Raw genomic sequence first — 23,915 nt, 5'->3', positions numbered from 1 at the left:
AGGCCCGGCGCCCGGCCCAACGCCAAGCGGAGCGCGCCAGCGGTCCGGACTTGGAGGCGGAAGCCCCCGTCGCTTGTGACCGAAATGCTCTGTTAGGAGAAACCCTTAGCGATCATCACCACCTTCGTTGACGTCGAGAATATCCTCATCAATGGCCGCTTGCACCGCACCCGCCAAAGCTTCTTTCTTTTGTGGTGGCAGGTCATCTGCCTGATCCTCTGCCAGACGCACCGTGACTTCGCGATGCGCAAACTTGATGCCTTCGCGCGCAAACAGTTCGCGAATGTCCTGATAGACTTTTTTGCGCACCAACCATTGATCGCCCGGTTTGGTCATGAATTTCACCCGGATGATCATCGCCGAATCCTGCATTTCAATGACACCCTGCGACTTCAACGGCTGCATGAAGCTATCGCCAATCACCGGATCACTCAGCAACTCCTGCCCCAGTTTTTTAATCAGTTTACGCACCTTCTCCACGTCCGTGTCATAGGTCACCCGCAGTGGCAATTTCATCATCACCCAGTCGCGCGAATAATTGGTCAGAACTTTGATCTCGCCAAACGGAATGGTGTGCAGCGCCCCCAAATGGTGACGCAGTTGAAAGGACCGTACCGAGATTTTCTCGACCGTGCCTTTGACATCGCCAATGTCGATGTATTCCCCCTTGCGAAACGCATCATCCACCAGAAAGAACGCCCCCGAGAAAATATCCCGCACCAGGGTCTGCGAGCCAAAGCCAACAGCCAGTCCCACCACGCCAGCACCAGCAAACAGCGGGCTGACGTTGATGCCCAACTCCAGGAGAATAATCAAAATGATCGAAACCACGACCACCGCCAGAATGGCACCACGAAACAGCGGCAACAGCGTGGCCAGACGACTGGCGCCACCGGCACCGCCTTCATCCCCCAACTCCGCTTCGGGAACATCCCCGACCTCTTCGTCAATTTTGCTGTCGATCCAGATCCGCGCCGCGTGATAGACAATATAACCCAGAAACAAGATTACGATGACATCGATCACCCGTTCAGACGCTGTCGTTTTCAACCAGCTGGCATCCGGATTCCAGACGATGACCAGCGCGTAGGCGCCCACAAGAAACGCCAGCATGCCAGCCACCCGTCGCGCCAGATCTTCGAAGCTAGCGATCTGATGCCCCGGACTGGCCGCCATCGCCTGTATTTCACCTTCGGAAAGTCCCCCTTCCAGAGTCTCCGTATGACCCTCAGTTTCGGGGTCTATTCCGGGCCCAGCCATCCGGTCGCCAGACTGAATCTCAGGCAGGCGGCGGCGGTGCGTATAGGCTTCGATGGCGTAGTTGATAACACCATAGACCACCAGAATAGAAGTCAGCACCATATAGGTTCCTGCCATCAGCGGCACCGACATTTCGCGCTCCAGCACCAGGTCAAAGGCCAGCTCGAACCAGCCGAAGATGACGTAGAATACCATCACCGGCGCCCAGACCATCGACAGAGCCCGCAACAGCCAAGAGCATTCTTCCTTGCGGCGCCCGGCACGAATGGCATGTGTTATGGCCCGGGCATTGAACGCGATCAGCGCCAGGCTGCCCAGCGCGCCGACCAAGGTCAGCAGGCCATAGACCATGGCATAGACATTATAATTGAGCCCGAAGTCCCCAACCCAGGTGGCAAAAAGCAGGGTGTAGATCTCGGAGGTCGCCGTATCATTAAAACAAATATAGAGCCGCCTGGCGTCCTGGTCGGAAAACACCGGCATCCGGTACTGACTGAGAAAGGGCGATAAAACCATACGCCACAGATCCGACACCGTGCGGGCTAGGAAAAAGGCCGTATAGATCGCCGTTACAGTAAACTCGACCGAGCTGTCTCCCGAAGCGCCAAAAATCAGGTAGGAAATCGACAGCGCAAAAATCATGGCAAAGATCGTGCCGCCCACCCCCATCATGAAGCGGAACACCAGGAACGGCATTTTTTCATAGTAGCCTTGCGGATGTTGCTTAATGCGGGCAACGACATAGCCTTTGGCAATGCGTTTGCCGTAGATCTCGGTCGACAGCCAGCGCCCGATCATCAGAAACAAAAGCGACCAGCCCAGGACCTCGACATAGGTCATGATCCGGCCATCCGGGCTGGTCTGACGCAGGATGTATTTCATCTCGAAAATGGAATAGGGCAATGCCTCCAGGCGACTGCGCAGCTCCTGTCGAAAATCCTGGAACTCAGACTGTGCCTTCATCAGCGCGGAGGCGCCTTCCATCGCATGCCCGGCGTTCTGTGCCGCAGGTTCGGTGGCTGTCGTCACCGCGCCACTGCCATCGACAATGATAACCCCAAGGCCACTTTCCGCTGCCAGCTCTACCGCGCGCGCAACCGGGTCTTTGGTCTCGGTCTCCACTCCCCCCGATATCACTTGCGCCTGCGCCGCAAGAGGCAGGGTCAAAAACAGCGCCAGGAAGAGCAAACTTGCCAACAGAAACGAAACACTACGCTCGATCATGACCGGGGGATCTCCTTGAATATCGAAAACAGGTTAGCCACACCGCCGCAGCTACGCAATCACGCGCATGCAAGGGCCAGCGCGATGGCTGCCCCCTCATATATGCCAAGAGGAAGGAGACAAGCCATCGGGCTGGTGGCCCAAGACAAATCGACCACTTGTGATTAGCGATTTGTCTTTTGCACGTCATATCCGGTCAAAAAGGAGTGTTTCCGAGGTTAAGCCTCTTGATTTCGGCATTTTCCTATTGCACCACCACCTTATAGCACCCTGCAGGCTGGCCAATGACACCTACCCAAGACGCCCCACCAGACAGAGACCAGACTTCCAGAGACCAGACTTCGCGCGGCCCCCGTGTAATGCTCTATAGTCATGATACCTTTGGTCTTGGCCATTTGCGTCGTTCACGGGCTCTGGCTGGTGCAATAACCGCAGCGGACCCTGCCGCATCAGCCCTGATCCTGACCGGATCCCCGGTGGCAGGGCGTTTTGCTTTTCCCACCCGCGTTGATCACATGCGACTGCCCGGCGTAATCAAACGATCCGACGGCAGCTATGCCTCGCGCACCATGGGCATGAGCATCGAAGAAACCACCGAGATGCGCTCCGGACTGATCCGCTCCATGGCCGAGCAATACGACCCGGACGTGTTGATCGTCGACAAAGAACCCACCGGATTTCGCGGAGAATTGTTGCCCGCACTGGAGCTTCTGGCCAGTCAGGGACGCACCAAGATGGTGCTGGGACTGCGCGATGTGCTGGATGAACCCGAAGTGCTGGCCGCCGAATGGGATCGTAAGGATGCCATCAAGGCCACTGAAGAATTTTATGACGACATCTGGGTCTACGGGCTTCGCTCGATCTACAACCCGACGCAGGGTCTGGAACTTAGCACCTCGGCCAAAGCACGGATGCACTGGACTGGCTATCTGCGCCGGGATCTTGGCCCGCTGGATACCCCGCCTGAGCAGCCCTATGTGCTGATCACGCCCGGCGGTGGCGGCGATGGTGCGATGATGGTGGATCTGGTTCTGTCAGCCTATGAGCGTGACCCGGATCTGGTGCCGCGCGCGGTGCTGGTCTACGGCCCTTTCCTGTCCGGCGAAACCCGCGAGGCCTTTGAGGCCCGCGTCGAAGCACTGCAAGGCCGTGTCACCACAGTCGGGTTTGAATCGCGAATCGAAACCCTGTTTTCCGGCGCGCAGGGCGTGGTCTGCATGGGCGGCTACAATACCTTCTGCGAGGTACTTTCCTTTGATAAGCCCGCAGTCATCGTACCGCGCACCACGCCGCGACTGGAACAGTGGATCCGTGCCAGCCGCGCCGAAGAACTGGGCCTGGTGGCCATGCTCGACGAAAACCGGGATGGCTGGACGCCCGAGGCGATGATCCTGGCAATCCGCAGGCTGGTCAAACAATCCCCGCCTTCCTCGGCCTTCTCCGACGGGCTGTTGGACGGGTTGGCCTATGTCACCGCCCGCGTGTCCGCCATGTTGCGGGACGAGCCGCGAAAGGCCGCTGAATGAGCCCCCAGCCCGCCACGCTAGCGGTTCTGGTCAAAGGCTGGCCGCGTCTTTCGGAAACCTTCATCGCCCAAGAACTTGTTGCGCTCGAAGCTGCTGGTCAAAGTTTTGAAATCTGGTCGCTGCGCCATCCCACCGATGTGAAACGACACCCGCTGCATGACCGGTTGCAGGCCGCCGTGCACTATCTGCCAGAGTATCTTTATCAGGAGCCGGTCCGCGTCTGGCAGGCCCGCGCACAGGCGCAAGCCCTGCCTGGCTACGCAGCCGCCTATCGCATCTGGCGCGCTGATCTGCGCCGCGATCCCAGCCGCAACCGTATCCGCCGCTTTGGTCAGGCCTGCGTGCTGGCCGCCGAAATGCCCGCCGAGGTGCTGGGGCTCTATGCGCATTTTCTGCATACCCCCTCGTCAGTGGCCCGCTATGCGGCCATAATGCGCGGCCTGCCCTGGAGTTTTTCCGCCCATGCCAAGGACATCTGGACCTCGCCGGACTGGGAAATTTCTGAAAAGCTGTCCAGCCAGCATCATGGGGCGCAATTTGGCGCCACCTGCACCGCCTTTGGGGCACGGCATCTGAAACAGATGTCGGATAGTCCCGATCGCATCGACCTGATCTATCACGGGCTTGATCTCAGCCGCTTTCCACCCCCGCCGGAACGTCAGACACGGCAGGCCAATGCGCCCCTTCACCTGATGTCGGTCGGGCGCCTGGTTGAAAAGAAAGGCTTTGACCGGCTGATCGATGCATTGGCCCTGCTGCCTGCGGATCAGGATTGGCACTGGACCCATATCGGCGGTGGTGGCCTCAGCGATCTGCTGCAAGACCGGGCCGAGGACGCGGGCATTGCAAACCGCATCACCTGGCGTGGCGCCTGTGATCAGCCTGAGGTTATCGCTGCCATGCGCGCGTCAGATCTGTTTGTCTTGCCCAGCCGGGTCGCAGCCGACGGTGACCGTGACGGGCTGCCCAATGTTCTGATGGAGGCGGCCTCGCAATTGCTGCCGATCCTGTCGACGCCAGTTTCGGCCATTCCAGAATTCATCGATAGCGGCACCCATGGCCTGCTGAGCATCGACACCCCCGAAGCGTTGGCAACCGCGATCAAAACCCTGGCAGATCAGCCGGAAATGGCCGAAACTATGGCGCGGGCAGCGCTGCAGCGGCTGCGTCAGGACTTTGGCATGGATCCCGGCATTGCCCAGCTATCTGCGCGGCTGACGGCCATGCTGCAGGGATCATGACTGACCTCGTGACAGGAGCAATGACACGCCTGTCCCCCGCCCGCATTGCCTTTTATGCGCCGATGAAATCACCAGGCCATCCAGTTCCGTCAGGGGATCGGGAGATGGCCCGCAACCTGATTTCGATCATCTCTTCTGGTAATGCCCAGGTCGATCTGGTGACCGAGCTCAAGGTCTTTGACAAGACTGGCGATGTCGCGCTGCAGGAGGTGCTGCGCGAAAAGGCGGCCCAGGAAAGCGCCCGCCTGATCGCCGAGATGCCAGATATGGATCTTTGGGTGACCTACCATAACTACTACAAGGCGCCGGACCTGATCGGGCCTGTAGTCGCCCAGGCACGCGCCATTCCCTATGTGCAGATCGAAAGCACCCGGGCCGCGCGCCGCCTGCAGGGGCCCTGGGCCGGGTTTGCCCAATCGGCCCATGATGCCGCAGATGCCGCCACGGCGATTTTCTATCTGACGGCCAATGATCTGATCACACTCGAACGTGACAGGTTTCAGGATCAAGCGCTTGTGTCTTTGCCGCCTTTTTTGCCTTTTGACACCCTGCCCGCAGCCAGCCCCCTTACTGGCCCGATGCTGAGTGCTGGTATGATGCGCCCGGGCGACAAGCTGGCGTCCTACGAGATCATCGCCGAGGCCCTTGCCGGTCTGTCGGGCGATTGGCAGCTGCAGATTGCAGGCGACGGCCCCGCCCGCGCCCAGGTCGAAGCCCTGATGTCCCCCTTTGGTGAGCGTGTCAGCTTCCTCGGTCAGCTGTCTGGCGCAGAACTGGCAACAGTTTATTCCAAAGCCAGCCTGTTCTTCTGGCCCGGCGTCAACGAAGCCTTTGGCATGGTCTACCTTGAAGCGCAGTCCCATGGCTTGCCAGTTGTGGCACAGGACCGCCCCGGCATGCGCGATGTGCTGGCGCCCGGCAGCTATCCAGCCCCTGGCGCAGGGGCGCAAGCATTGACCGCGCGGCTACAGCAACTCTTGGCTTCACCTCAGTTGCGCGCGCAACTGGGGCGCGGCGCCCGCGACAGGATCGCGGCACTGCATCTTGCCCCAGCGGCCAGTCAGCGTTTCTGGCAAACTGCTTCCCCTTTGATCAGGAGGTCCGCCTGATGATCCGCCTCGCCCTTTTGCGCCATGGTCATACCGCTTGGAACCGCGCTGGCCAGATTCAGGGCCGCAGTGATATCCCGCTAGATGAGGCTGCCCGCGTAGAACTCAGCGAATTCACCCTGCCCGCCCCTTGGGATCAGGCCGACCTTTGGTCCAGCCCGCTGAGCCGTGCGGTGGAAACCGCCGAAATTGTCGCCGGGCGCGCGCCCAAAACCGCGCCAGCCCTAACCGAAATGTTCTGGGGTGATTGGGAAGGCAAAAAGGGGCTCGACCTGAAGAGCGATCCACGCAGCGGCTTTCGCGATATTGAACAGTGGGGCTGGCACTACCGCCCCCCGAATGGGGAAACCCCGGCCGAGGTCTGGAGCCGGCTCGCACCTTGGGTCGACACCCTGCAACGCGACACCGTGGCGGTCTGCCATATCGGCATCATGCGGATGATCCTGGCGCGCGCTCATGGCTGGAATTTCGACGGCCCGGCCCCCTTTCGCATCAAACGCAATCGCTTGTTTGTGGTCGAGATCGACGGCACCACCCTGACCCCCTGGGCGGCCCCTGTTCGCCTGATCCGGAGTGACGACACATGAAAGTCATGATCGTTGTCACCCATCTGCTGGGCACCGGGCACCTGTCACGCGCCCTGACACTAGCACGCGCTTTTCAGACCGCTGGCGACACAGTTCAGCTGGTGTCAGGCGGCTTTGCTGCACCGCAGCTGAACACCAGCGATATAACCCTGGTGCAACTGCCACCGCTGCGCTCTGACGGGGTCAACTTTACCCAACTGCTGACACCAGACGGCGTTGCGGTGGATGCGCAGTATCACACCGCGCGGCAGGCGGTACTGTGCAATACGCTGCAGGCTATGCAGCCTGATATCCTGATTACCGAACTCTACCCCTTTGGGCGTCGCTCCCTCCGCCAGGAGTTTTTGGCGCTGTTGCGCATGGCACAGGCCCTGCCCCGCCCGCCAAAAATCCTTGCCTCGATCCGCGATATTCTTGCGCCGCCCTCAAAGCCCGAAAAAGCCACCAAGGCCGATGCCGTGATTGCCGAATTCTACGATGGCGTGCTGGTACATTCCGACCCCAAGGCCACCCGGCTTGAGGTCAGCTGGCCCGTCTCTGACATGTTGGCGAGCAAGCTGCGCTACACAGGCTATGTGGCGCCTGCCGCTGCTGGTCTGCACCCGCAGGCACTGGGGGCCGGAGAGGTCCTGGTCAGTGCCGGAGGCGGCAGCGTCGGCGATGAGATCTATCACTGTGCACTGCAGGCCGCGCGCCTGATGCCGGATACCCCCTGGCGGTTGCTGGTTGGCGGCAATGACGCAGGTGACCGAATTAAGGCCCTGCGACAGATCCCGTCACCAGCCCGGATCGAAGCTGCCCGGTCCGACTTTCGACAGATGCTGTCGCATGTGGCGGCCTCGGTCAGTATGTGCGGCTACAATACCGCGCTGGACCTGATGCAGGCCAACACGCCTGCCGTGCTGATCCCCTTTGATGCCGGGCGCGAAGTGGAACAGGGGCTGCGCGCGTCTAGCCTGTTGCCGCTCCATGGGTTCGAGATGCTGCGCACCGCTGACCTTACACCCGAAAGGCTGGTGACGGCAGTGAACGCCGCCATGGTGGCGCCCCGCCGCGATGCCAGTGACTTGCACTTTGACGGCGCGACCCGCAGCGTGGAAATAGCGCATGAGTTGGTGGCAGGAGCAGCAAGATGACCCAGGACACACAGCAGATAGACTGGTCCTCGCTGGATCTTGAGCTGACCGCCTGGCAGGATGCGGGCCTTACGCTACCGCTTTGGTGGCGCGACGATGATGCCATTGCCCCCACTGGCGCGCTCGACCAGCTCTCTGCCCTATCGCGCAAACTCGGGCTGCCGGTACATCTGGCCGTGATCCCCAAAGAGGCTACTCTATCGTTGGCGCAATACGTCCAACAGCACCCGGAACTGATCCCTGTGGTGCATGGCTGGGCGCATCAGAACCAAGCCCCTGAAGGTGAGAAGAAATGCGAATTCGCCGCCCAGCGCCCTGTTGAAGATTCTCTGGCCGAGATCGAACAGGGGCTCGCCAGCCTGTCCGTGTTGTTTGGCGATGCTCTGCTGCCGATCTTTGTGCCACCCTGGAACCGCATCGCGCCAACGCTTCTGCCCTGGATGGCAGGCGTCGGCTATACGGCGCTTTCGACCTTCACGCCGCGCAGATTGGCCAAGGCCGCACCCGGGCTGGAGCAGATCAACACCCATCTCGACCCGATAGACTGGAAAGGCAGCCGCTCGCTCGTGCCCCCTGCACGGCTGATTGCGCAGGTCAGTGACCAGCTGCGTGACCGTCGATTGGGCCGCGCCAACAATGCGGAACCCTATGGTATTCTGACACACCATCTGGTGCATGATCCTGCTATCTGGCAATTTACAGAGGCGCTGGTTGCGCGTCTCATTCAGGGACCGGGACAGGTCTGGAAATTTGATACAAGGAAGATTTGAATGAGCCGACTGGATTCCATGCTGCGCCGTTTTACAGCCCAGCGTGACGGGTTGAACTGGGCCGCCCAACAAATCGCGGGGACGGCAGGCGATGTGCTCGATATGGGGCTCGGCAATGGCCGCACCTATGACCACCTGCGCGAGATCCTGCCGGATCGCCGCGTCTGGGTCATCGACCGCGTTCTGCAGTGCCATCCCTCCTGTGTGCCACCCGAGGCAGATTTTTTGCAGGGCGAAGCGGTGCCAATGCTCAACCGGCTGTCCGCCGAAGGCCATAAAATCGCCCTAGCGCATTATGATTTTGGCTATGGTGTCAAGGACAAGGACGTGGCCGAAGCCGCCGCAATGTCGCCGGTGATCGCAAGCGTGATGGCCGAGGGAGGCGTCGTCGTGTCGGGCCAACCACTGGTCGGGTTCGAAGAGCTAAAAGGCCCCGACGGCATACCCGAAGGCCGCTATATGTTCTACCGCGCCTGATCTCGCAGACAGATAAAACAACGCCACCCGCAGCGAACAAAATCGCGCGGGGGCTTCTTTGCAGAAACAGTCAGGGGATTGGCTAGAGTTGACCTCAGGCCACCCTCTGACCACGCGCCCAGGTGCCGCGCAAGGCTGGGGTACCATCGATCAGTTTGAAACGGATCAGATCAGCGCGTTTGCCGGGCTCGATCCGGCCACGATCCGTCAACTCCACCGCACCCGCTGGCGCATGGGTCACAGTGCCCAAACCACGGGCCATGTCGCCCCATATCTCGCCCAGTTTCACTGCGGACATCAGCAAGGCGCCCGGCACATAGTCGGATGAGACAATATCCAAAAGCTCCAGCTCTGCCAGCTCCCGCGCGGCTACGTTACCGGAATGTGATCCCCCTCGGATCAGGTTCGGAGCCCCCATCATAACCTTGATATTATAGGCATGACAGGCGCGCGCTGCCTCTACCGTTGTAGGAAATTCCGCCAGGTGGATCCCGTGCGCCGCCGATGTCACCACCTGATCGGCAGTCGTGTCATCATGGCTGGCCAGGACTGCGCCAAAACGGCGGGCGGCCTTGACCGCCTCAACCTCGTGCAGATCACCATAGGTATCGCGCAGGGTTTTCAGATGGGCGATATGCTCCTGAAAAGCCGCTTCATCAAAGCCATGTTTGCCTTTCACATAGGCTTCGAGTTTGGAGATATCGCGAAACTGGCGCTGCCCTGGCGTGTGGTCCATCAGCGAGACAAGGCCAACGCGATCCGCCTCACCAAAGGCCGAGATTTCTTCGACCAGAGTATCTGAACAGACCTCGGCCCGCAGGTGCAGGAAATGGGAAATCTTCAGGGCATCCGCCGCCCGCAGCTCCAGCATTTCAGATGCCAGCTCGCGTGCGTAGGAACCATAGCGGCTTTCCTTGCGACTGACTGACCCGACCCGCATGGCGTCAAACACCGTGGTGATCCCGGTGCCGGCGAGTTCCGCATCATGGGCCATAATCGCCGCCGCATGGGGCCAGTCAACGCCGGGGCGCGGCTGAATATGACGTTCAAGGTTATCGGTGTGCAGCTCAACCATGCCCGGGCTGATATAGTCACCTTCGCAATCAAGCGCGCCCGTGGGCACCGATGTCCCGGTGGACACGTCGGTGATCTCGCCACCAGAGAGTTTCACGCTTCCGCGCAGGGTTTCATCGGGCAGCACCAAAGTGGCATTGGCAAGGATCAATTCATCTGTCATCTGAACTTCACAACTTTCGAGATATAGGAACGGCCACGTATAGGAGGCCAATGTGACATTCACGCGATACGCGATCTATTTTGCTCCCCCGACCGAGGCGGCCTGGGGGAAATTCGCAACCAGTTGGCTGGGATGGGACATGGAGAGCGGAACGCCCGCGACGCAGCCCGAGATTCCTGGTCTCAACATTACCGGTCTTGATCTTGCCGCGGTCACCCAAGTGCCGCGCAAATACGGGCTGCATGCGACGATGAAGCCGCCGATGCGTCTTGCAGATGGACAAAACCTTGAAGCCCTGCGGCTGGCCTGCGCTGATCTTGCGGCGCGACAGGCGCCGGTCACGCTGGAGGGTCTGCATTTGGCGCGTTTGGGGCGTTTTCTGGCCCTGCGCGTCACCGGTGATGAAGCCGCGCTCAACGCATTGGCTACCGCCTGTGTCCGCGATCTGGACGCCCTTCGTGCACCCGTTCCTGAGGCAGAGCTTGCCAAACGGCGCGCGGCTGGCCTGAGCCCCGCGCAGGAGGCAAACCTTACCGCCTGGGGCTACCCCTATGTGCTGGATCAGTTTCGCTTTCACGTAACCCTTACCGGCAAACTGCCAAAAGCCTCTCTTCCAGCTGTCGAGGCCGCCCTCACAGAGCACCTCATCCCGCTGTTGCCCTCCCCGTTTGAGATCCGGGATCTGGCGCTGGTCGGGGAAGACAGCGGTGGGAGGTTTCACATGATCCAACGTTATGCCCTCACAGGTGATGGCGCCGCGTAGATGACGGCTCTGGCAGAGGTCACAGCATCAGCCAGAGCCGCACTGTTATCAATCTGGTACAAGCGACGGAGCCCCGCAGGCAGGGGCTGCGATGCGCGGGCAAGGCGACGCTGAACCTCGGCGCTGTCTTCGCGCCCGCGCTTGGTCAGCCGATCGGCCAGAACCTCTGGCCGAGCTGTGACCGAAAGCACGACAAAATCGTCAAAACTCTCCTGTGCCTGCAACAGAACCGCCCGTGAGAGGTTGACGAGAACGCCCCGCCCATTCTGACGCAGATCTTCGATCTGACGTGGAATGCCATAGTGCAGCCCATGCGCAGACCAATGCAGGGCAAAATGACCTGATACCGCCATATCCGCAAATTCGGCCTCGCAGACGGCGTCGTAGTCTTCACCACCGGCCTCGGGGGCACGGGTGATCACGCGGCGCATCAGATGCAGATTTTTGTCCGCACGCACCAGTGCCTCCATCAGACTATCCTTGCCCACGCCCGAGGGGCCGACAACGGCGATGACCGGCCCCTTTTGGCTTTGGAGTGTCATGCAGCCACCTTTGGGGAAAAGGCAGAGACATCAATAAAGCTGTCGCAGACCTGATCGCGGGCAGCCTCGTCATGGAAAATGCCGATGATGGCCGCTCCACGCGCCTTGGCGCCTTCGATCAGGCGTAACACTGTGGCGCGGTTCTTGGCATCCAGGCTGGCAGTGGGTTCATCCAGTAGCAGCGCGGGGTAGTCATAGGCAAAACCACGCGCGATATTCACCCGCTGTTGCTCTCCGCCGGAAAAGGTCGTCGGGCTGAGCGACCAGAGCCGTTCAGGGATGTTCAGTTCGGCCAACAAGCTAGCAGCTTTGTCGCGCGCCTTGTTTTGCGGCGTGCCAACGGCCAGCAGCGGCTCAGCCACCACATCCAATGCAGCGACACGCGGCACCACCCGCAAAAACTGGCTGACGTATCCCAGTGTTTCGCGGCGCAGCGCAATGATCTGGCGTGGCTCGGCCTGTGCGACATCCAGATCGCCCACCATGACCCGCCCCGAGGCCGCAAGATAATTGCCATAAATCAGCCGCATCAGGGTCGATTTCCCCGCGCCTGAGGCGCCCACCAGTCCGACACATTCACCCGCCGAAACCTGCAGATTGACGCGTTCCATCACTGGGATCACCGCACTGCCCTGATTGTGCAGGGTGAAGCTCTTGCTCACGTTTTCAAGTTCAATCATCGTCTTCATCCTTCAGACCTGCAGCACAGAGGAAACCAGAAGCTGCGTATAGGCATGTTGTGGGTCATCCAGCACCTGATCGGTCAAACCGCTTTCGACGACATGGCCGTCTTTCATCACCATCAGCCGGTCCGCCAGTAGCCGCACCACCGCCAGATCGTGGGTCACAATTATGGCGCTGAGGCCCATTTCGCGCACCAAACTGCGCAACAGATCCAGCAGCCGCGCCTGCACAGACACATCCAGCCCGCCGGTGGGTTCATCCATGAACACCAACCGCGGCCCGGTGACCAGATTGCGGGCAATCTGCAACCGCTGCTGCATGCCGCCTGAAAAAGCCGAAGGACGGTCATCAATACGGCTGTCGCTGATCTCGACCCGACCCAGCCAGTCGGCAGCCTGGGTGCGGATCTCGCCATAGTGACGCCCGCCGACGGCCATCAACCGCTCGCCGATATTGCCGCCAGCCGAGACCGACATGCGCAGCCCGTCACGCGCGTGTTGGTGGACAAAGGCCCAGTCGGTGCGCCCCAGCATGCGGCGTTCGGGTTCGGACATCTTCAGGGTATCCACTGGCCCGTCGACGCGGGTGTCAAACACCACTTCGCCTTGATCCGGCGCGTGGTGCCCCGCCATGGCATTCAGCAGCGTTGACTTACCAGAGCCGCTTTCACCGACAATGCCCATGACCTCACCGGGGTACAGATCAAAGCTGACATCCTTGCAGCCGATCCGGGGCCCATACATTTTTGTCAGAGCATTCACCTGCAACAGCGGTGTCATATCCTGTTCTTTCACTTGAGCCCCCATCACGCGGCCTCCCCTTCGCTGTCGCCTAACCGGCCCACATGGCCCTCGGCCCGCCGTGAGCGGCAATAGTCGGTGTCAGAGCAGACAAACATCCGGTTGCCCGCATCATCCAGGATCACCTCGTCGAGATAGCTGTGCTCAGAACCGCACAGATCGCAGGGATGATCTGCCTTGCTGGCCTCGAACGGGTAGTCTTCAAAATCGAGGCTGACGACTTTGGTGTAGGGCGGCACCGCATAAATGCGCTGCTCGCGGCCCGCACCAAACAGCTGGATCGCTGCCATCTCGAGCTTGGGATTATCGAACTTGGGGATCGGCGAGGGATCCATCACATAGCGATCTTCCACCTTGACCGGATAGGCATAGGAAGTGGCGATATCGCCGTGCTGGCTGATATCCTCATAAAGCTTCACATGCATGAGGCCGTATTCCTCAAGGCTGTGCATCTTGCGGGTTTCTGTCTCGCGCGGCTCCAGAAAGCGCAGGGGTTCCGGGATTGGCACCTGATAGACCAGGATCTGATCTTCGGTCAGATCCGCCTCGGGGATACGGTGGCGGGTCTGAATGATGCTCGCTTTTGTGGTTTCTTCCGTGGTGGCGACCCCGGCAGTACGCTCAAAGAATTTGCGGATCGAGACCGCATTGGTGGTATCATCCGCGCCCTGATCGATCACCTTAAGCGTATCCTTTGGTGTCAGCGTCGCGGCAGAGACCTGCACACCGCCAGTGCCCCAGCCATAGGGCATCGGCATCTCGCGGCTGGCAAAGGGCACCTGATAACCGGGCACGGCGAGGCCTTTCAGGATAGCGCGGCGGATCATCCGCTTGGTTTGTTCGTCCAGATAGGCAAAGTTGTAGTCATCCATGGTGGATCCTTTCCCCCGGTGTGGGGATCCAAAGGAGATTTGAGATATGAGTTTTGATGAGGTTCTGGGCAGCATTCTGGGCGTGCTCATCGTGGTGCTGGTGATTTCTACAGTCCTGATCGCCCTGTTCCTGCCCAAAAGCCGGGCAAAACGCGGGCGCAGCCGCTCCACTTTTACCCATGGTATTGACGATGTATCCGTCGACGGTGATGGGACAACTGATGACTGAGATTTCTGACATCATTCCGCTGCCTCCCGTGCGGCCATTTCATCCGCCAGTTCCTGCGCCTCACGGCGCAGCTTACGCACCAGTTCCAGTTCGGATTGAAAATCGACGTAATGCGGCAGCTTGATGTGCTCCAGAAAGCCTGTCGCCTGAATATTGTCGGAATGGCTGAGCACGAATTCTTCGTCCTGTGCGGCGGCCCCAAGGTTGTCTTCACCCAGCTCCTCCCAGCGCAGGGCGCGGTCTACCAGCGCCATGGCGATGGACTTGCGCTCTGACTGGCCAAAGACCAGACCGTAGCCGCGGGTGAACTGTGGTGGCACGGTTTTGGAGCCCTTGAACTGGTTCACCGTTTCGCATTCGGTCAGCTCCACCTCGCCAATCTCGATGGCAAAGCCCAGCTCGGGGATCTCCATTTTCACCGGCACCTTGCCGATGCGCAGCTCGCCGACAAAGGCGTGGTTGCGGGCATAGCCGCGCTGGGTGGAATAGGCCATGCCGAGGATAAACCCCTCGTCGCCGCGCGCCAGCGACTGCAAGCGTACCGCCCGACCTGCTGGAAAACTCATCGGTTCGCGGGTCAGATCGCCCGGTGTCACGTCCGAGCTTGGCTCGCGTTCAATGATATCCTCGCCCTGCAGAAATTCGGTGATATGCGGCGTAGTCTCCATACGGGGCGCATTAGTCGGTGCTTCAGGCACCTCGCCATCGGCGGCCAGTTTGAAATCCAGCAACCGGTGGGTGTAGTCAAAAGTTGGCCCCAAAACCTGCCCACCCGGTGCATCCTTAAAGGTGGCAGAGATGCGTCGGTCACAGGCCATCGCGCCGGTATCCACCGCCTCGCTATAGCCAAAACGCGGCAAGGTGGTCCGGTAGGCGCGGATCAGAAACACCGCCTCGATCAGATCACCGCGCGACTGCTTGATTGCCAGCGCTGCCAGATCGGGATCATACAATGACCCCTCGGCCATCACCCGGTTCACCGCCAGGCTCATCTGGTCGCGGATCTGGTCAAGGCTGAGCTCCGCAATGCCGGTATCGCCACGGCGTTCTTCGGCAAGCCAGGCATGGGCATTGTCGATGGCGCGTTCGCCACCCTTCACAGCTACATACATGCGGTCAGTCCTTTGCCGAAATCTTGGTCGAACGCGGCAGGGCTGCCAGCTCGGACCCGGAAGTAAAGAAGAAGTCCACGCCCAGCGGATAAAGCATGGCATTGCCCTGACAGGCCGCGAGACAGGCCGCAGCATCCGGCAGCGCCAGTGTTGCAACATCTTTGATGCCGGGACCGCTAAGGCTGGCATTCGCCGTACCAAAATCTGCCATCTCGACAATCAACGTGGTTGAACGATCCGGATATTCCGCCGTTCCGATGCGATACTGATCCAGCGGCATCAGGGCCGCCCAGCTGCCCAGTGCAAAATCGGCGGCATCCGCCGACACAATGGGCGCACCTGTATGAAAGGCGAGCCACTCTCGCAGTGCAACGCTATCCGCATCCGGCGCCAGATAGACGCCGGTTTCAGGATCACACAGCGTCAACAACAAGGTTCCTGCCGCAGCCGAGATCCCGGCAGGTGGCACAGCACCGGTGATGGCCTGGATCGTTCCGGGGCGCGCCATCGCATTCATCGCGGCGCGAAACCCATGGGCGGCGTCGATTGGCGGAGACGCAAACCCACCGCCAAAACTGTTGGTGTTGTTTTCGACAGACATCAGTCTTCTCCCCGAACCATGGTAAAGAATTCCACCTTGGTGGCAGCGGCCTTGGCGGCACGCGCCTCTTTGCGGGCCTGACCTTTGGCCTGTAGCGGCACCAGTACGGCAGCACGCAGATCAGCAGCCACATCGGTTTGCATCAGCGCGTCAATCTTTGCCGCGATTTCTGCCTTGGGCTTGGAGCGGCCCTGTACATAGCCATGACCGACAGTGCCATCACGCAGCGTCAGCGCGCAGCGAGTCACTGTCATCTCGCCCAGGTTGAAGGGCGCACCAACCGCGCCCATGCGACCACGCACCATGACGCCGCCTGCCTCTGGTGGGCGCAGCCAGTCGAAGCCGGGATCACGCGCAGTGTCGGCAGCATCCACATCGGCAAAGTCGCGCCATAGCGCCGCAAGCTGGGTTTCATCTGCCTGAGCCAGCAGGCTCATCCAAGCCTTGCGATCCTCAGGGGAAAAATCTGTATTCATCTGTCAAAGCCTCTTGGCCGGGTTGTCTACATCATCTATACAACTAGACAAATATTATCGGACTCTTGTCCTGATGCGCAATCGAAACCTTGTGAAAGTTTCATGACATGCCCCAAGACCCAGCCCCGGCTTCGCCGCGCGCACCCCGTACAGCTGTGTGGAAATCCATTGCCATTTCGCTGACCGATGACATTGCGCAGGGGCGCTATGGCACCGGTGACAAACTGCCACCGGAAACCCAGTTGGCGGCACGGTTCGGGGTTAATCGCCACACGGTGCGGCGAGCCCTGTCAGAGATGGCGGATCAGGGGTTGGTACATGCCCGGCGTGGATCCGGCGTCTTTGTGGCCGCTGCCCCCACCGACTATCCGATCGGCAAACGGGTGCGGTTTCACCAGAATATCACTCGCGGCGGCCAGACCCCAGCCAAGCGCATTCTGGCCCTGGAAACCCGCGCGGCCGACAGCACCGAGGCCGCCGCTCTGCAGTTGGAACCCGGCGCAATGGTGCATGTCTACGACGGGTTGTCGCTCGCGGATGATCAACCTATCGCGCTGTTTCAAAGCGTCTTTCCCGCGATCCCCCTGCCCGAGATGCTAACCTTCCTACAAGAGATGCAGTCGGTGACGGCCGCGCTCAAGGCCTGCGGAGTTGCGGACTATACCCGGCTGGAAACCCGCATCACTGCCAAACTGGCAACGGCCACCCAGGCGCTGCATCTGCGGGTCAGCGAAGGGGCTCCAATCCTGCGCACCACCGGCGTCAACATTGATCCCGACGGGCGCCCGGTCGAGTTCGGACGCACATGGTTTGCCGGCGACCGTGTGACCCTGACCATTGATGGGCAGGACGCCTAACCACACCCGGCCGAAGAATTGAGACCGCCCCACGATTGCGGGGCGGCCCCGTGTCAAAAGCCTACGCGCCGGGCATTGCCATCTTGCGATTCATCTGCCCCGATGGGGCGTGAAACTCATCCTCAATGCGCTCAAACCCGCAGCCTTCATAGAAAGGGCGCCCAATCGCATTTTCTCGAAAGACCTCAACCTTGAGCGGGCCTTTGAGAGTAACAGCATGATCCACCAAGGCGCGGCCATACCCCCGTCGATGACAGGCCGGATCGAGGAACAATCCACCGATCTGATTACCGATGAGCGCTATAAAGCCAATCACCTGATCTTTGTCCTCCAGCACATAGGTTTCAGAGATTGGCAGAAAATCCTCCCGGATCGACCGCTCAACCTCCACAACAAAGACAGTTTCCAAAAACGGATGCGCCAGGGCATTGGCGGCAGCCCAGACGGCCATCACCGGTTCAATGTCCTCTGGTTGGTAGGCGCGGATCAATGATGTCGTGTCATTCATTGTCATTTTCCTTGTCACCTTTGATTGAGTTGCGCGCGCACTGACGCCACACCAAGCCGCGAGGCGCGGTAGGGTTGGCCGTTTTGTGACCGCACAAAGCGCCGTTTTTTCAAGCGAAAGAAAACCTCGAGCGTGCAGGTTGCCAGAACATGGCCGTCACGCGTAAAGCAGGTGATTTTCTGGATTTTACCATTGGAGCCACGCAGATGGCGGATCTCTCCGCCCAGCGCGAGTTCATGCAGAACACGCTGTTCGTGTTTTGATATATTCAACGTCTTGTCTCGATTTCATGAGAGCACAGAAAAAGGTCCACTCAGCGTCACGCTTTGAGTGTTCCTGTGGTTTCTGGTGTTCCCGATCAGCTATTCGCGATCAGGAACGGGCGCGGGCCCGGGGCTCTGACATAAAATCTCCATCGCTTGAGCTTCAACGTCTCAAGTTAGTGTCCAGTTAGGTCGGGCCTTGGGTGCAATCAAGCGCTGCTGCACCGGTTTCGCCCAATCGTGTCACAAGGGCCACGTCCGGAACAACAAAGGCCCCCGCCAAATGGCAGAGGCCTCATCGATTTCTCACCAGAAAACTTACTTCTTGGCGTTGAATACAAACAGAGTTTCACCGTTGATCTTATAGGCATTGATCAGAGATTTTGCCTTGTCCGAAACCAGCCAAGCCTCCAGTTTCATGGCCAGATCATTCTTGGCATGCGGATGCTTTTCCGGGCTCACCGGCAGATAGGCATATTGGTTGAACAGCACGGGGTCGCCGGAGAACAGCAACGCCAGATCACCCTTGTTACCAAAGTTCAGCCAGCTGGCGCGATCCGCCATGATATAGGCGTCCATACCCGAAGCGGTATTGAGCGCGGCCCCCATGCCAGCGCCAACCGCCCGGTACCAGCCGTCAAAACCGGTGGGGTCCAGATCAGCAGCCTGCCACAGGCTCAGCTCTTTCTTGTGGGTGCCACTATCATCGCCGCGGCTAACAAAGGGCACGGCTGCGGCTGCAACCTTTTGCAGAGCATCGGCTGCTGTAGTTGCATCCTGCACCCCAGCTGTATCAGATTTCGGGCCGATAAAGACAAAATCGTTGTACATGATTTCACGACGGTGGGTGCCATTGCCACCGGCAAGGAACTTTTCCTCCGCCCGTTTGGAATGCACCAGAATGGCGTCGACATCGCCCGCCTCTCCCAACCGGATGGCCTGGCCGGTGCCGACCACCAAGAGTTGCACATCAAGATCCAGATCGGCCTTGATTTCGGGCAGCAGAATTTCCGCCAGCCCCGAATTGTGGAACGAGGTGGTAACGGCCATCTTCATCTCTTCGGCAAAGGCTGCCGTTGTCAGGGTCAGCGACGCAAGCGCGCCCAATAGCAGGTGTTTCATTCGACAATATCTCCTCTCAGGAATGCACGGCCCTGGTTGGTTTCAGGTCCGGCAAAGAAATTATGGGCCTTGGAAAACTCATGAACACGCCCCTGCAACACAAAAATCACTTCGTCCGCCAATCGCTGCGCCTGCCCCATGTTGTGGGTCGACATGATCAGCCGCGTACCTTCGGCGGCAGCACATTGCAGGATCTCTTCGATCTCGCGGGTGGCACGCCCGTCCAGCGATGCACAGGGTTCATCCAGAAACAGCACATCCGGCTCGCGGATCAGGGCACGGGCCAGCGCCAGTTTCTGCCGTTCGCCGCCAGACAACAGGGTCGCCTGACGGTCCAGCGCGTCGCCCAGATTGATCCGCGTAGCCCACTCAGCGGCCCGCGCACGGGCCTCCTTGCGCGGCGTGCCGATCAGCTGCAGAGGATATGCGATATTGTCGACAACGGACCTGCGCATCATCACAGGTGCCTGAAACACAAAGGCTTGACGCCGCTGTGCCTCTGCCTTGGGACAGGCCCAGTCCAATGTCCCACCGTTCATCCGCACGATCCCGTGCAGCATCTTCAACAGGGTGGTCTTGCCTGCCCCATTGGGGCCGATAACGATTGTCGTACCTTCGCCTGCAAGGGTCAGATCCACCGGACCGACCAGCACCTTGCCGCGACGGCGGACCAGCGCCTGTTGCGCCACCAGCGGGAACATCTGCACCTCCATCACCAGCGCCCCTCGCTTTCGGTGTGGCCCAGCCAGTGGATCGCCAGATTGACCGCAATCGCCATGGCGATCAGCACGAATCCAAGGCCCAGCGCCATGGCAAAGTCGCCTTTGCCGGTCTCGAGCGCGATCGCCGTGGTCAGCACCCGCGTCGCATGATCAATGTTGCCACCCACCACCATGATGGCGCCGACCTCGCCAATGGCGCGGCCAAATCCGGCCAGCGCCGCGGTCAGCAGGGCCCGGCGACCATCCCACAGGAGGGCTTTCACCCGCTGCACCTGCGTCGCGTTCATCGAGATCAGCAGATCATGGTAGTCGCTCCAGAGTTCACGCAGCGACTGATGCGCGATCGAGGCCACCAGCGGCACGATGATGATCACCTGTGCGATGATCATCGCCGTTGGTGTGAACAGCAACCCCATCACCCCCAGCGGCCCGGACCGCGACAGAAAAACATAGACGATCAGCCCGACCACCACCGGCGGCAGCCCCATCAACGCATTCAGCACCGCAATGGTAACACGGCGCATGCGAAACCGGCGCACCGACAGCATTGCAGCCAGCGGCAGAGCAATCGCCGCCGCGATTGCCAGTGCGGTCAAAGTGACCCTAAGCGAACGCAGGGTGATTTCCACCAGGTCGCTATCCAAGGTCACCACGAGCCAGAAAGCCCGAAGCATGCCGTCCAACAGATCCGCCATCTTGCGCGTTTTTCTCCTCAAAAGATAAGAGTTAAGGGCTCATCATCCGATCAATGCCCAGTTCAAAATCACAGCTTTGTCCTTAACAACAGAACTAATTTTCGCCACTTCGGGAATTCGGACAATTTGTCTACAGGCAGCAAAGCCCATGGAACAAACAGGGTCAAAACCGGCACCCGGTTTTAGCTTTCCAATTGCATTTGCAGCACGGCAAATCGGACGTCCCACCTGCCGAATGCGACTTTTTTTCGAATTTCAGTTTCCTTTTGCCGCCAAAATGCGCCCATTCACCCCGTTTTGCGCGACCATTCGCCGCCAAATCATCGCAGCCAGTGTGCAAATCCTCCTGCCTCTCTTGCGTGCACCTATTGAACATGAGACAAGCCGCTCCCAAAGTTTCATCCTGCAAACAACTTTGAGGATTAGCCATGTTCGATCTGCAGACAATGCGCGATCAGCTCGCCGCTCACTACGACCTGGCGCCCAATCCGGCGCTGGCGCAGGACATGTCCGAGACCTATGGAAGCATGGCCCGCGTCGTCTCGCCGATGGATTGGGCAATGCATGCGCCCTATGTCTCGGCGATCCAGCAGCTCAAGAAAGAGCGCAACGCAGTGATCCTGGCGCATAACTACATGACGCCGGAAATCTACCACGGCGTCGCAGATGTCGTGGGTGACAGCCTGCAACTGGCGATCGAAGCCACCCGCGTCGAGGCCGATGTCATCGTGCAATGCGGTGTGCACTTCATGGCCGAAACCTCCAAAATCCTGAGCCCGGAAAAGACCGTGCTGATCCCCGACATGGAGGCAGGTTGCTCGCTGGCGGAATCCATCACCGCCGAGGGCATCGCCGAGATGCGCAAACGCTACCCCGGCGCGCCGGTTGTCACCTATGTGAACACCACCGCCGAGGTCAAAGCCGCCTCGGATATCTGCTGCACATCGTCGAACGCGGCGCAGATCGTGGGTGCGATGGAAAGCGACACTGTGATCATGACGCCCGACCAGTATCTGGCGCAGAACGTGGCCAAAGACGTGCCGCATAAGAACGTTGTCTGGTGGGAAGGGTCCTGTATTGTGCACGAGCAATATAGCGCCAAGGATCTGCGTGAATTCCGCGAATGGAACCCCGGCACCCGCCTGATTGCCCATCCCGAATGCCCGCCAGACGTGGTGGCCGAGGCGGATTTCTCTGGCTCCACCAGTGGCATCATCAAATACGTCACCGACGAAAAGCCGGAAAAGGCGCTGCTGATCACCGAGTGTTCGATGGCGTCAAATATTGCTGACAGCCTGCCCGAGGTCGATTTTGTCGGCCCCTGCAACATGTGTCCCTACATGAAGATGATTACCCTGGAGAAAATCCTCTGGTCGCTGCATACTATGTCGGAACCGGTCGAGGTGGATCCCACAGTGGCAGAAGGCGCACGCCGTGCCGTGCAACGGATGATCGATATGTCGCAGAAACTGGGTATCTGATCGCGTGATTGCAGGCACTTTGATGATACCCGATGCGAGGTTGCCTGCATGAGCACCCCCCTTTCAACAGATCGCATCGTGATTGTCGGTGCTGGTCTCGCGGCACTTTACGCCGCACTGGAACTGGCACCCTACCCGGTTCTGATGATCTCTCCCGAACCGCTGGGCCTTGGGGCCAGTTCGGCTTGGGCGCAGGGCGGTGTCGCGGCGGCCATGGCAAAGACCGACAGTGCCCAAGCCCATGCCAACGACACCGAAAGCGCAGGTGCCGGCACGGTCGACGCAGAGGTGGCCGAAATGGTCACCCGCATGGCCCGCAGCCATATCCTCGACCTGACGGCTCTGGGCGCCCCCTTTGATCGTGACGCCGAAGGCAACTACGTCATGAGCCGCGAAGCCGCACACTCTGCGGCCCGCGTGGTGCGGGTAAAGGGCGATCAGGCCGGCCAGCAGATCATGGAAACCCTGATCGAACAGGTGCGCGCCACAGATTCAATCCAGGTGCTTGAAAACACCGAAGCCCTGCGGCTGGAGACCTCCGGCAATGCCGTGTGTGGCGTCTGGATCCGACGCGCAGACCGCCCATCGGCCCCCGTGCTGATCTCTTGCCCCGGTGTGCTGCTGGCCGGTGGTGGCTCTGGTGGGCTGTTTGCCCATACCACCAATCCGCCACGTATCCGCGGGCAGGTGATCGGCTTTGCCGCCCGTGCAGGGGCGCGAATTGCTGATGCCGAATTCGTCCAGTTCCATCCTACGGCAGTGGATTGCGGCGAAGACCCCGCCCCCCTGGCAACCGAAGCGCTGCGCGGCGAAGGGGCGACGCTCATCAATGCCGATGGCATCCGCTTCATGGTGGACCAGCACCCGGATGCAGAACTGGCCCCACGCGATATCGTCGCCCGTGCTATCTTTGCCGAAACCCAGACCGGTCGACGTCCTATGTTGGACACCCGCGAAGCCTTGGGGGCAGACGTCCTGACACGTTTTCCTGCCCTGGCTGAGACCTGCGCACGTGCCGGTATTGACCCGGTAAAGGACGCCATTCCCGTGGCCGTCGCCGCCCATTACCACATGGGTGGCATCGAAACGGATCTGCAGGGGCGCGCCAGTCTGAACCGTCTTTGGGTCAGTGGCGAGGCCGCTTCGACCGGGCTGCATGGTGCCAATAGGCTGGCCTCCAACGGCCTGTTGGAGGCGCTTGTCTATGCCCGCCGCGCTGCCGCCGATATTGCCGCCACTCTGACACCCCCAGCGCAAGGAGCTGCACCCGAGCTGCACCCCGACTTTGCCGCAGGCGGGCAGGAAATGGACAGCACAGCCGTGCAAGACCTGCGCCAGTGCATGACCACCCATGTAGGCATGCGCAGGGACGAGGCTGGTTTGAAACAGGCGCTGCTTGCCCTGTCTGAACTAGAGGCTGCGCAACCCAATGATGAAGCCTTTCTCAACATGTGCGCCACTGCAACCCTGATTGCCGCCTGCGCATTGCAGCGTCGCGAAAGCCGGGGCGGGCATTACCGCGATGATTATCCGCAGGCCGACCCCGATCTCGCCCAGCGCAGCCATATGACCCTCACCGAGGCCCGCGCGATCCGCGACCGGGTCACCCGCAGCCTTTGAA

25 protein-coding genes are annotated in these 23,915 nt (G+C 60.1%); 12 read left to right on the top strand and 13 right to left on the bottom strand.

Going from position 1 to position 23,915, the window contains the following annotated elements; genetic code table 11:
* Nucleotides 1–2,768 precede the first annotated feature (2,768 nt).
* Genes PH5382_RS14225 through PH5382_RS14195 form a run of 7 tightly spaced genes read left to right on the top strand, consistent with a single transcriptional unit; the run spans nucleotide 2,769 to nucleotide 9,330 of the window.
* Nucleotides 2,769–4,010, top strand: a complete 1,242-nt coding sequence (locus PH5382_RS14225; protein ID WP_368664676.1) for a glycosyltransferase family protein — start codon at nucleotides 2,769–2,771, stop codon at nucleotides 4,008–4,010.
* A complete protein-coding gene (locus tag PH5382_RS14220) occupies nucleotides 4,007–5,251 on the top strand; it encodes a glycosyltransferase family 4 protein (RefSeq protein WP_058335054.1) in 1,245 nt (414 codons plus the stop codon). The genes PH5382_RS14225 and PH5382_RS14220 overlap by 4 nt, the downstream gene beginning before the upstream one ends.
* Complete coding sequence (locus PH5382_RS14215) at nucleotides 5,248–6,360, top strand: glycosyltransferase family 4 protein (RefSeq protein ID WP_231751887.1); 1,113 nt, start codon at nucleotides 5,248–5,250, stop codon at nucleotides 6,358–6,360. Before PH5382_RS14220 ends, PH5382_RS14215 begins: the two co-directional genes overlap by 4 nt.
* Nucleotides 6,360–6,947 (top strand): histidine phosphatase family protein, encoded by a 588-nt coding sequence (locus PH5382_RS14210; RefSeq protein ID WP_058335052.1) that lies wholly within the window; start codon nucleotides 6,360–6,362, stop codon nucleotides 6,945–6,947. The genes PH5382_RS14215 and PH5382_RS14210 overlap by 1 nt, the downstream gene beginning before the upstream one ends.
* Entirely contained in the window at nucleotides 6,944–8,083 is a 1,140-nt protein-coding gene (locus tag PH5382_RS14205) for a glycosyltransferase family protein (protein ID WP_058335051.1), read from the top strand. The genes PH5382_RS14210 and PH5382_RS14205 overlap by 4 nt, the downstream gene beginning before the upstream one ends.
* The gene (locus PH5382_RS14200; protein WP_058335050.1) at nucleotides 8,080–8,853 is read left to right on the top strand and encodes a polysaccharide deacetylase family protein; all 774 of its coding nucleotides are present in this window, start codon (nucleotides 8,080–8,082) and stop codon (nucleotides 8,851–8,853) included. Before PH5382_RS14205 ends, PH5382_RS14200 begins: the two co-directional genes overlap by 4 nt.
* The gene (locus PH5382_RS14195) at nucleotides 8,854–9,330 is read left to right on the top strand and encodes a class I SAM-dependent methyltransferase (RefSeq protein WP_058335049.1); all 477 of its coding nucleotides are present in this window, start codon (nucleotides 8,854–8,856) and stop codon (nucleotides 9,328–9,330) included. It abuts the gene before it with no gap.
* Between the two features lie 94 nt (nucleotides 9,331–9,424).
* Here the strand turns inward: PH5382_RS14195 and PH5382_RS14190 are convergent, their stop codons facing one another.
* Complete coding sequence (locus tag PH5382_RS14190; protein ID WP_058335048.1) at nucleotides 9,425–10,567, bottom strand: alpha-D-ribose 1-methylphosphonate 5-triphosphate diphosphatase; 1,143 nt, start codon at nucleotides 10,565–10,567, stop codon at nucleotides 9,425–9,427.
* Nucleotides 10,568–10,619: 52 nt separating this feature from the next.
* Here PH5382_RS14190 and PH5382_RS14185 point away from each other — a divergent pair, with 52 nt between their 5' ends.
* Entirely contained in the window at nucleotides 10,620–11,330 is a 711-nt protein-coding gene (locus tag PH5382_RS14185) for a DUF1045 domain-containing protein (RefSeq protein WP_058335047.1), read from the top strand.
* Here the strand turns inward: PH5382_RS14185 and phnN are convergent.
* The 4 genes from phnN to PH5382_RS14165 are packed head-to-tail and all read right to left on the bottom strand — an operon-like array spanning nucleotide 11,300 to nucleotide 14,228.
* Complete coding sequence (gene phnN, locus PH5382_RS14180) at nucleotides 11,300–11,872, bottom strand: phosphonate metabolism protein/1,5-bisphosphokinase (PRPP-forming) PhnN (RefSeq protein WP_058335046.1); 573 nt, start codon at nucleotides 11,870–11,872, stop codon at nucleotides 11,300–11,302. The two genes, PH5382_RS14185 and phnN, sit on opposite strands and share 31 nt — an antisense overlap.
* A complete protein-coding gene (gene phnL, locus PH5382_RS14175) occupies nucleotides 11,869–12,552 on the bottom strand; it encodes a phosphonate C-P lyase system protein PhnL (protein ID WP_058335078.1) in 684 nt (227 codons plus the stop codon). The genes phnN and phnL overlap by 4 nt, the downstream gene beginning before the upstream one ends.
* Nucleotides 12,553–12,564: 12 nt before the next feature.
* Nucleotides 12,565–13,335: a phosphonate C-P lyase system protein PhnK gene (gene phnK / locus PH5382_RS14170; protein WP_058335077.1), complete on the bottom strand. Its 771-nt coding sequence runs from the start codon at nucleotides 13,333–13,335 to the stop codon at nucleotides 12,565–12,567.
* 26 nt (nucleotides 13,336–13,361) lie between these two features.
* Entirely contained in the window at nucleotides 13,362–14,228 is an 867-nt protein-coding gene (locus tag PH5382_RS14165) for an alpha-D-ribose 1-methylphosphonate 5-phosphate C-P-lyase PhnJ (protein WP_058335045.1), read from the bottom strand.
* Nucleotides 14,229–14,274: 46 nt separating this feature from the next.
* Between PH5382_RS14165 and PH5382_RS14160 the strand changes: the two genes are divergently transcribed.
* Nucleotides 14,275–14,457, top strand: a complete 183-nt coding sequence (locus tag PH5382_RS14160) for a hypothetical protein (RefSeq protein ID WP_058335044.1) — start codon at nucleotides 14,275–14,277, stop codon at nucleotides 14,455–14,457.
* An 11-nt stretch (nucleotides 14,458–14,468) separates the two neighbouring features.
* Here the strand turns inward: PH5382_RS14160 and PH5382_RS14155 are convergent, their stop codons facing one another.
* The 3 genes from PH5382_RS14155 to phnG are packed head-to-tail and all read right to left on the bottom strand — an operon-like array spanning nucleotide 14,469 to nucleotide 16,646.
* Nucleotides 14,469–15,569, bottom strand: coding sequence for a carbon-phosphorus lyase complex subunit (locus PH5382_RS14155; RefSeq protein WP_058335043.1), 1,101 nt, complete (start codon nucleotides 15,567–15,569; stop codon nucleotides 14,469–14,471).
* Nucleotides 15,570–15,573: 4 nt separating this feature from the next.
* Nucleotides 15,574–16,170: a phosphonate C-P lyase system protein PhnH gene (gene phnH / locus PH5382_RS14150; protein WP_058335042.1), complete on the bottom strand. Its 597-nt coding sequence runs from the start codon at nucleotides 16,168–16,170 to the stop codon at nucleotides 15,574–15,576.
* The gene (gene phnG, locus PH5382_RS14145; protein WP_058335041.1) at nucleotides 16,170–16,646 is read right to left on the bottom strand and encodes a phosphonate C-P lyase system protein PhnG; all 477 of its coding nucleotides are present in this window, start codon (nucleotides 16,644–16,646) and stop codon (nucleotides 16,170–16,172) included. Before phnG ends, phnH begins: the two co-directional genes overlap by 1 nt.
* A gap of 107 nt (nucleotides 16,647–16,753) precedes the next feature.
* On the opposite strand from phnG, the gene phnF reads away from it, so the two are divergent.
* Complete coding sequence (gene phnF, locus PH5382_RS14140) at nucleotides 16,754–17,503, top strand: phosphonate metabolism transcriptional regulator PhnF (protein WP_058335040.1); 750 nt, start codon at nucleotides 16,754–16,756, stop codon at nucleotides 17,501–17,503.
* 61 nt (nucleotides 17,504–17,564) lie between these two features.
* Here phnF and PH5382_RS14135 read toward each other — a convergent pair whose 3' ends face one another.
* The 5 genes from PH5382_RS14135 to PH5382_RS14115 form a co-directional block, all read right to left on the bottom strand.
* Nucleotides 17,565–18,011: a GNAT family N-acetyltransferase gene (locus tag PH5382_RS14135; RefSeq protein ID WP_156414919.1), complete on the bottom strand. Its 447-nt coding sequence runs from the start codon at nucleotides 18,009–18,011 to the stop codon at nucleotides 17,565–17,567.
* Nucleotides 18,012–18,025: 14 nt separating this feature from the next.
* Complete coding sequence (locus PH5382_RS14130) at nucleotides 18,026–18,283, bottom strand: YjhX family toxin (protein WP_058335038.1); 258 nt, start codon at nucleotides 18,281–18,283, stop codon at nucleotides 18,026–18,028.
* Nucleotides 18,284–18,592: 309 nt separating this feature from the next.
* Nucleotides 18,593–19,396: an ABC transporter substrate-binding protein gene (locus tag PH5382_RS14125; protein WP_058335037.1), complete on the bottom strand. Its 804-nt coding sequence runs from the start codon at nucleotides 19,394–19,396 to the stop codon at nucleotides 18,593–18,595.
* Nucleotides 19,393–20,109 (bottom strand): ATP-binding cassette domain-containing protein, encoded by a 717-nt coding sequence (locus PH5382_RS14120; protein ID WP_231751886.1) that lies wholly within the window; start codon nucleotides 20,107–20,109, stop codon nucleotides 19,393–19,395. The genes PH5382_RS14125 and PH5382_RS14120 overlap by 4 nt, the downstream gene beginning before the upstream one ends.
* Complete coding sequence (locus PH5382_RS14115; protein ID WP_058335036.1) at nucleotides 20,109–20,813, bottom strand: ABC transporter permease; 705 nt, start codon at nucleotides 20,811–20,813, stop codon at nucleotides 20,109–20,111. Before PH5382_RS14115 ends, PH5382_RS14120 begins: the two co-directional genes overlap by 1 nt.
* Nucleotides 20,814–21,241: 428 nt before the next feature.
* On the opposite strand from PH5382_RS14115, the gene nadA reads away from it, so the two are divergent.
* Together nadA and PH5382_RS14105 are read left to right on the top strand one after the other, a co-directional pair.
* Nucleotides 21,242–22,294, top strand: coding sequence for a quinolinate synthase NadA (gene nadA / locus PH5382_RS14110; RefSeq protein ID WP_058335035.1), 1,053 nt, complete (start codon nucleotides 21,242–21,244; stop codon nucleotides 22,292–22,294).
* A gap of 48 nt (nucleotides 22,295–22,342) precedes the next feature.
* Complete coding sequence (locus PH5382_RS14105) at nucleotides 22,343–23,914, top strand: L-aspartate oxidase (protein ID WP_058335034.1); 1,572 nt, start codon at nucleotides 22,343–22,345, stop codon at nucleotides 23,912–23,914.
* Nucleotide 23,915 lies beyond the last annotated feature (1 nt).

This window comes from Phaeobacter sp. CECT 5382 (genome assembly GCF_001457775.1).
Taxonomy (GTDB): domain Bacteria; phylum Pseudomonadota; class Alphaproteobacteria; order Rhodobacterales; family Rhodobacteraceae; genus Pseudophaeobacter.
Note: the sequence above shows the minus strand (reverse complement) of the source record. Positions and strands in the feature narration are given on the sequence as shown.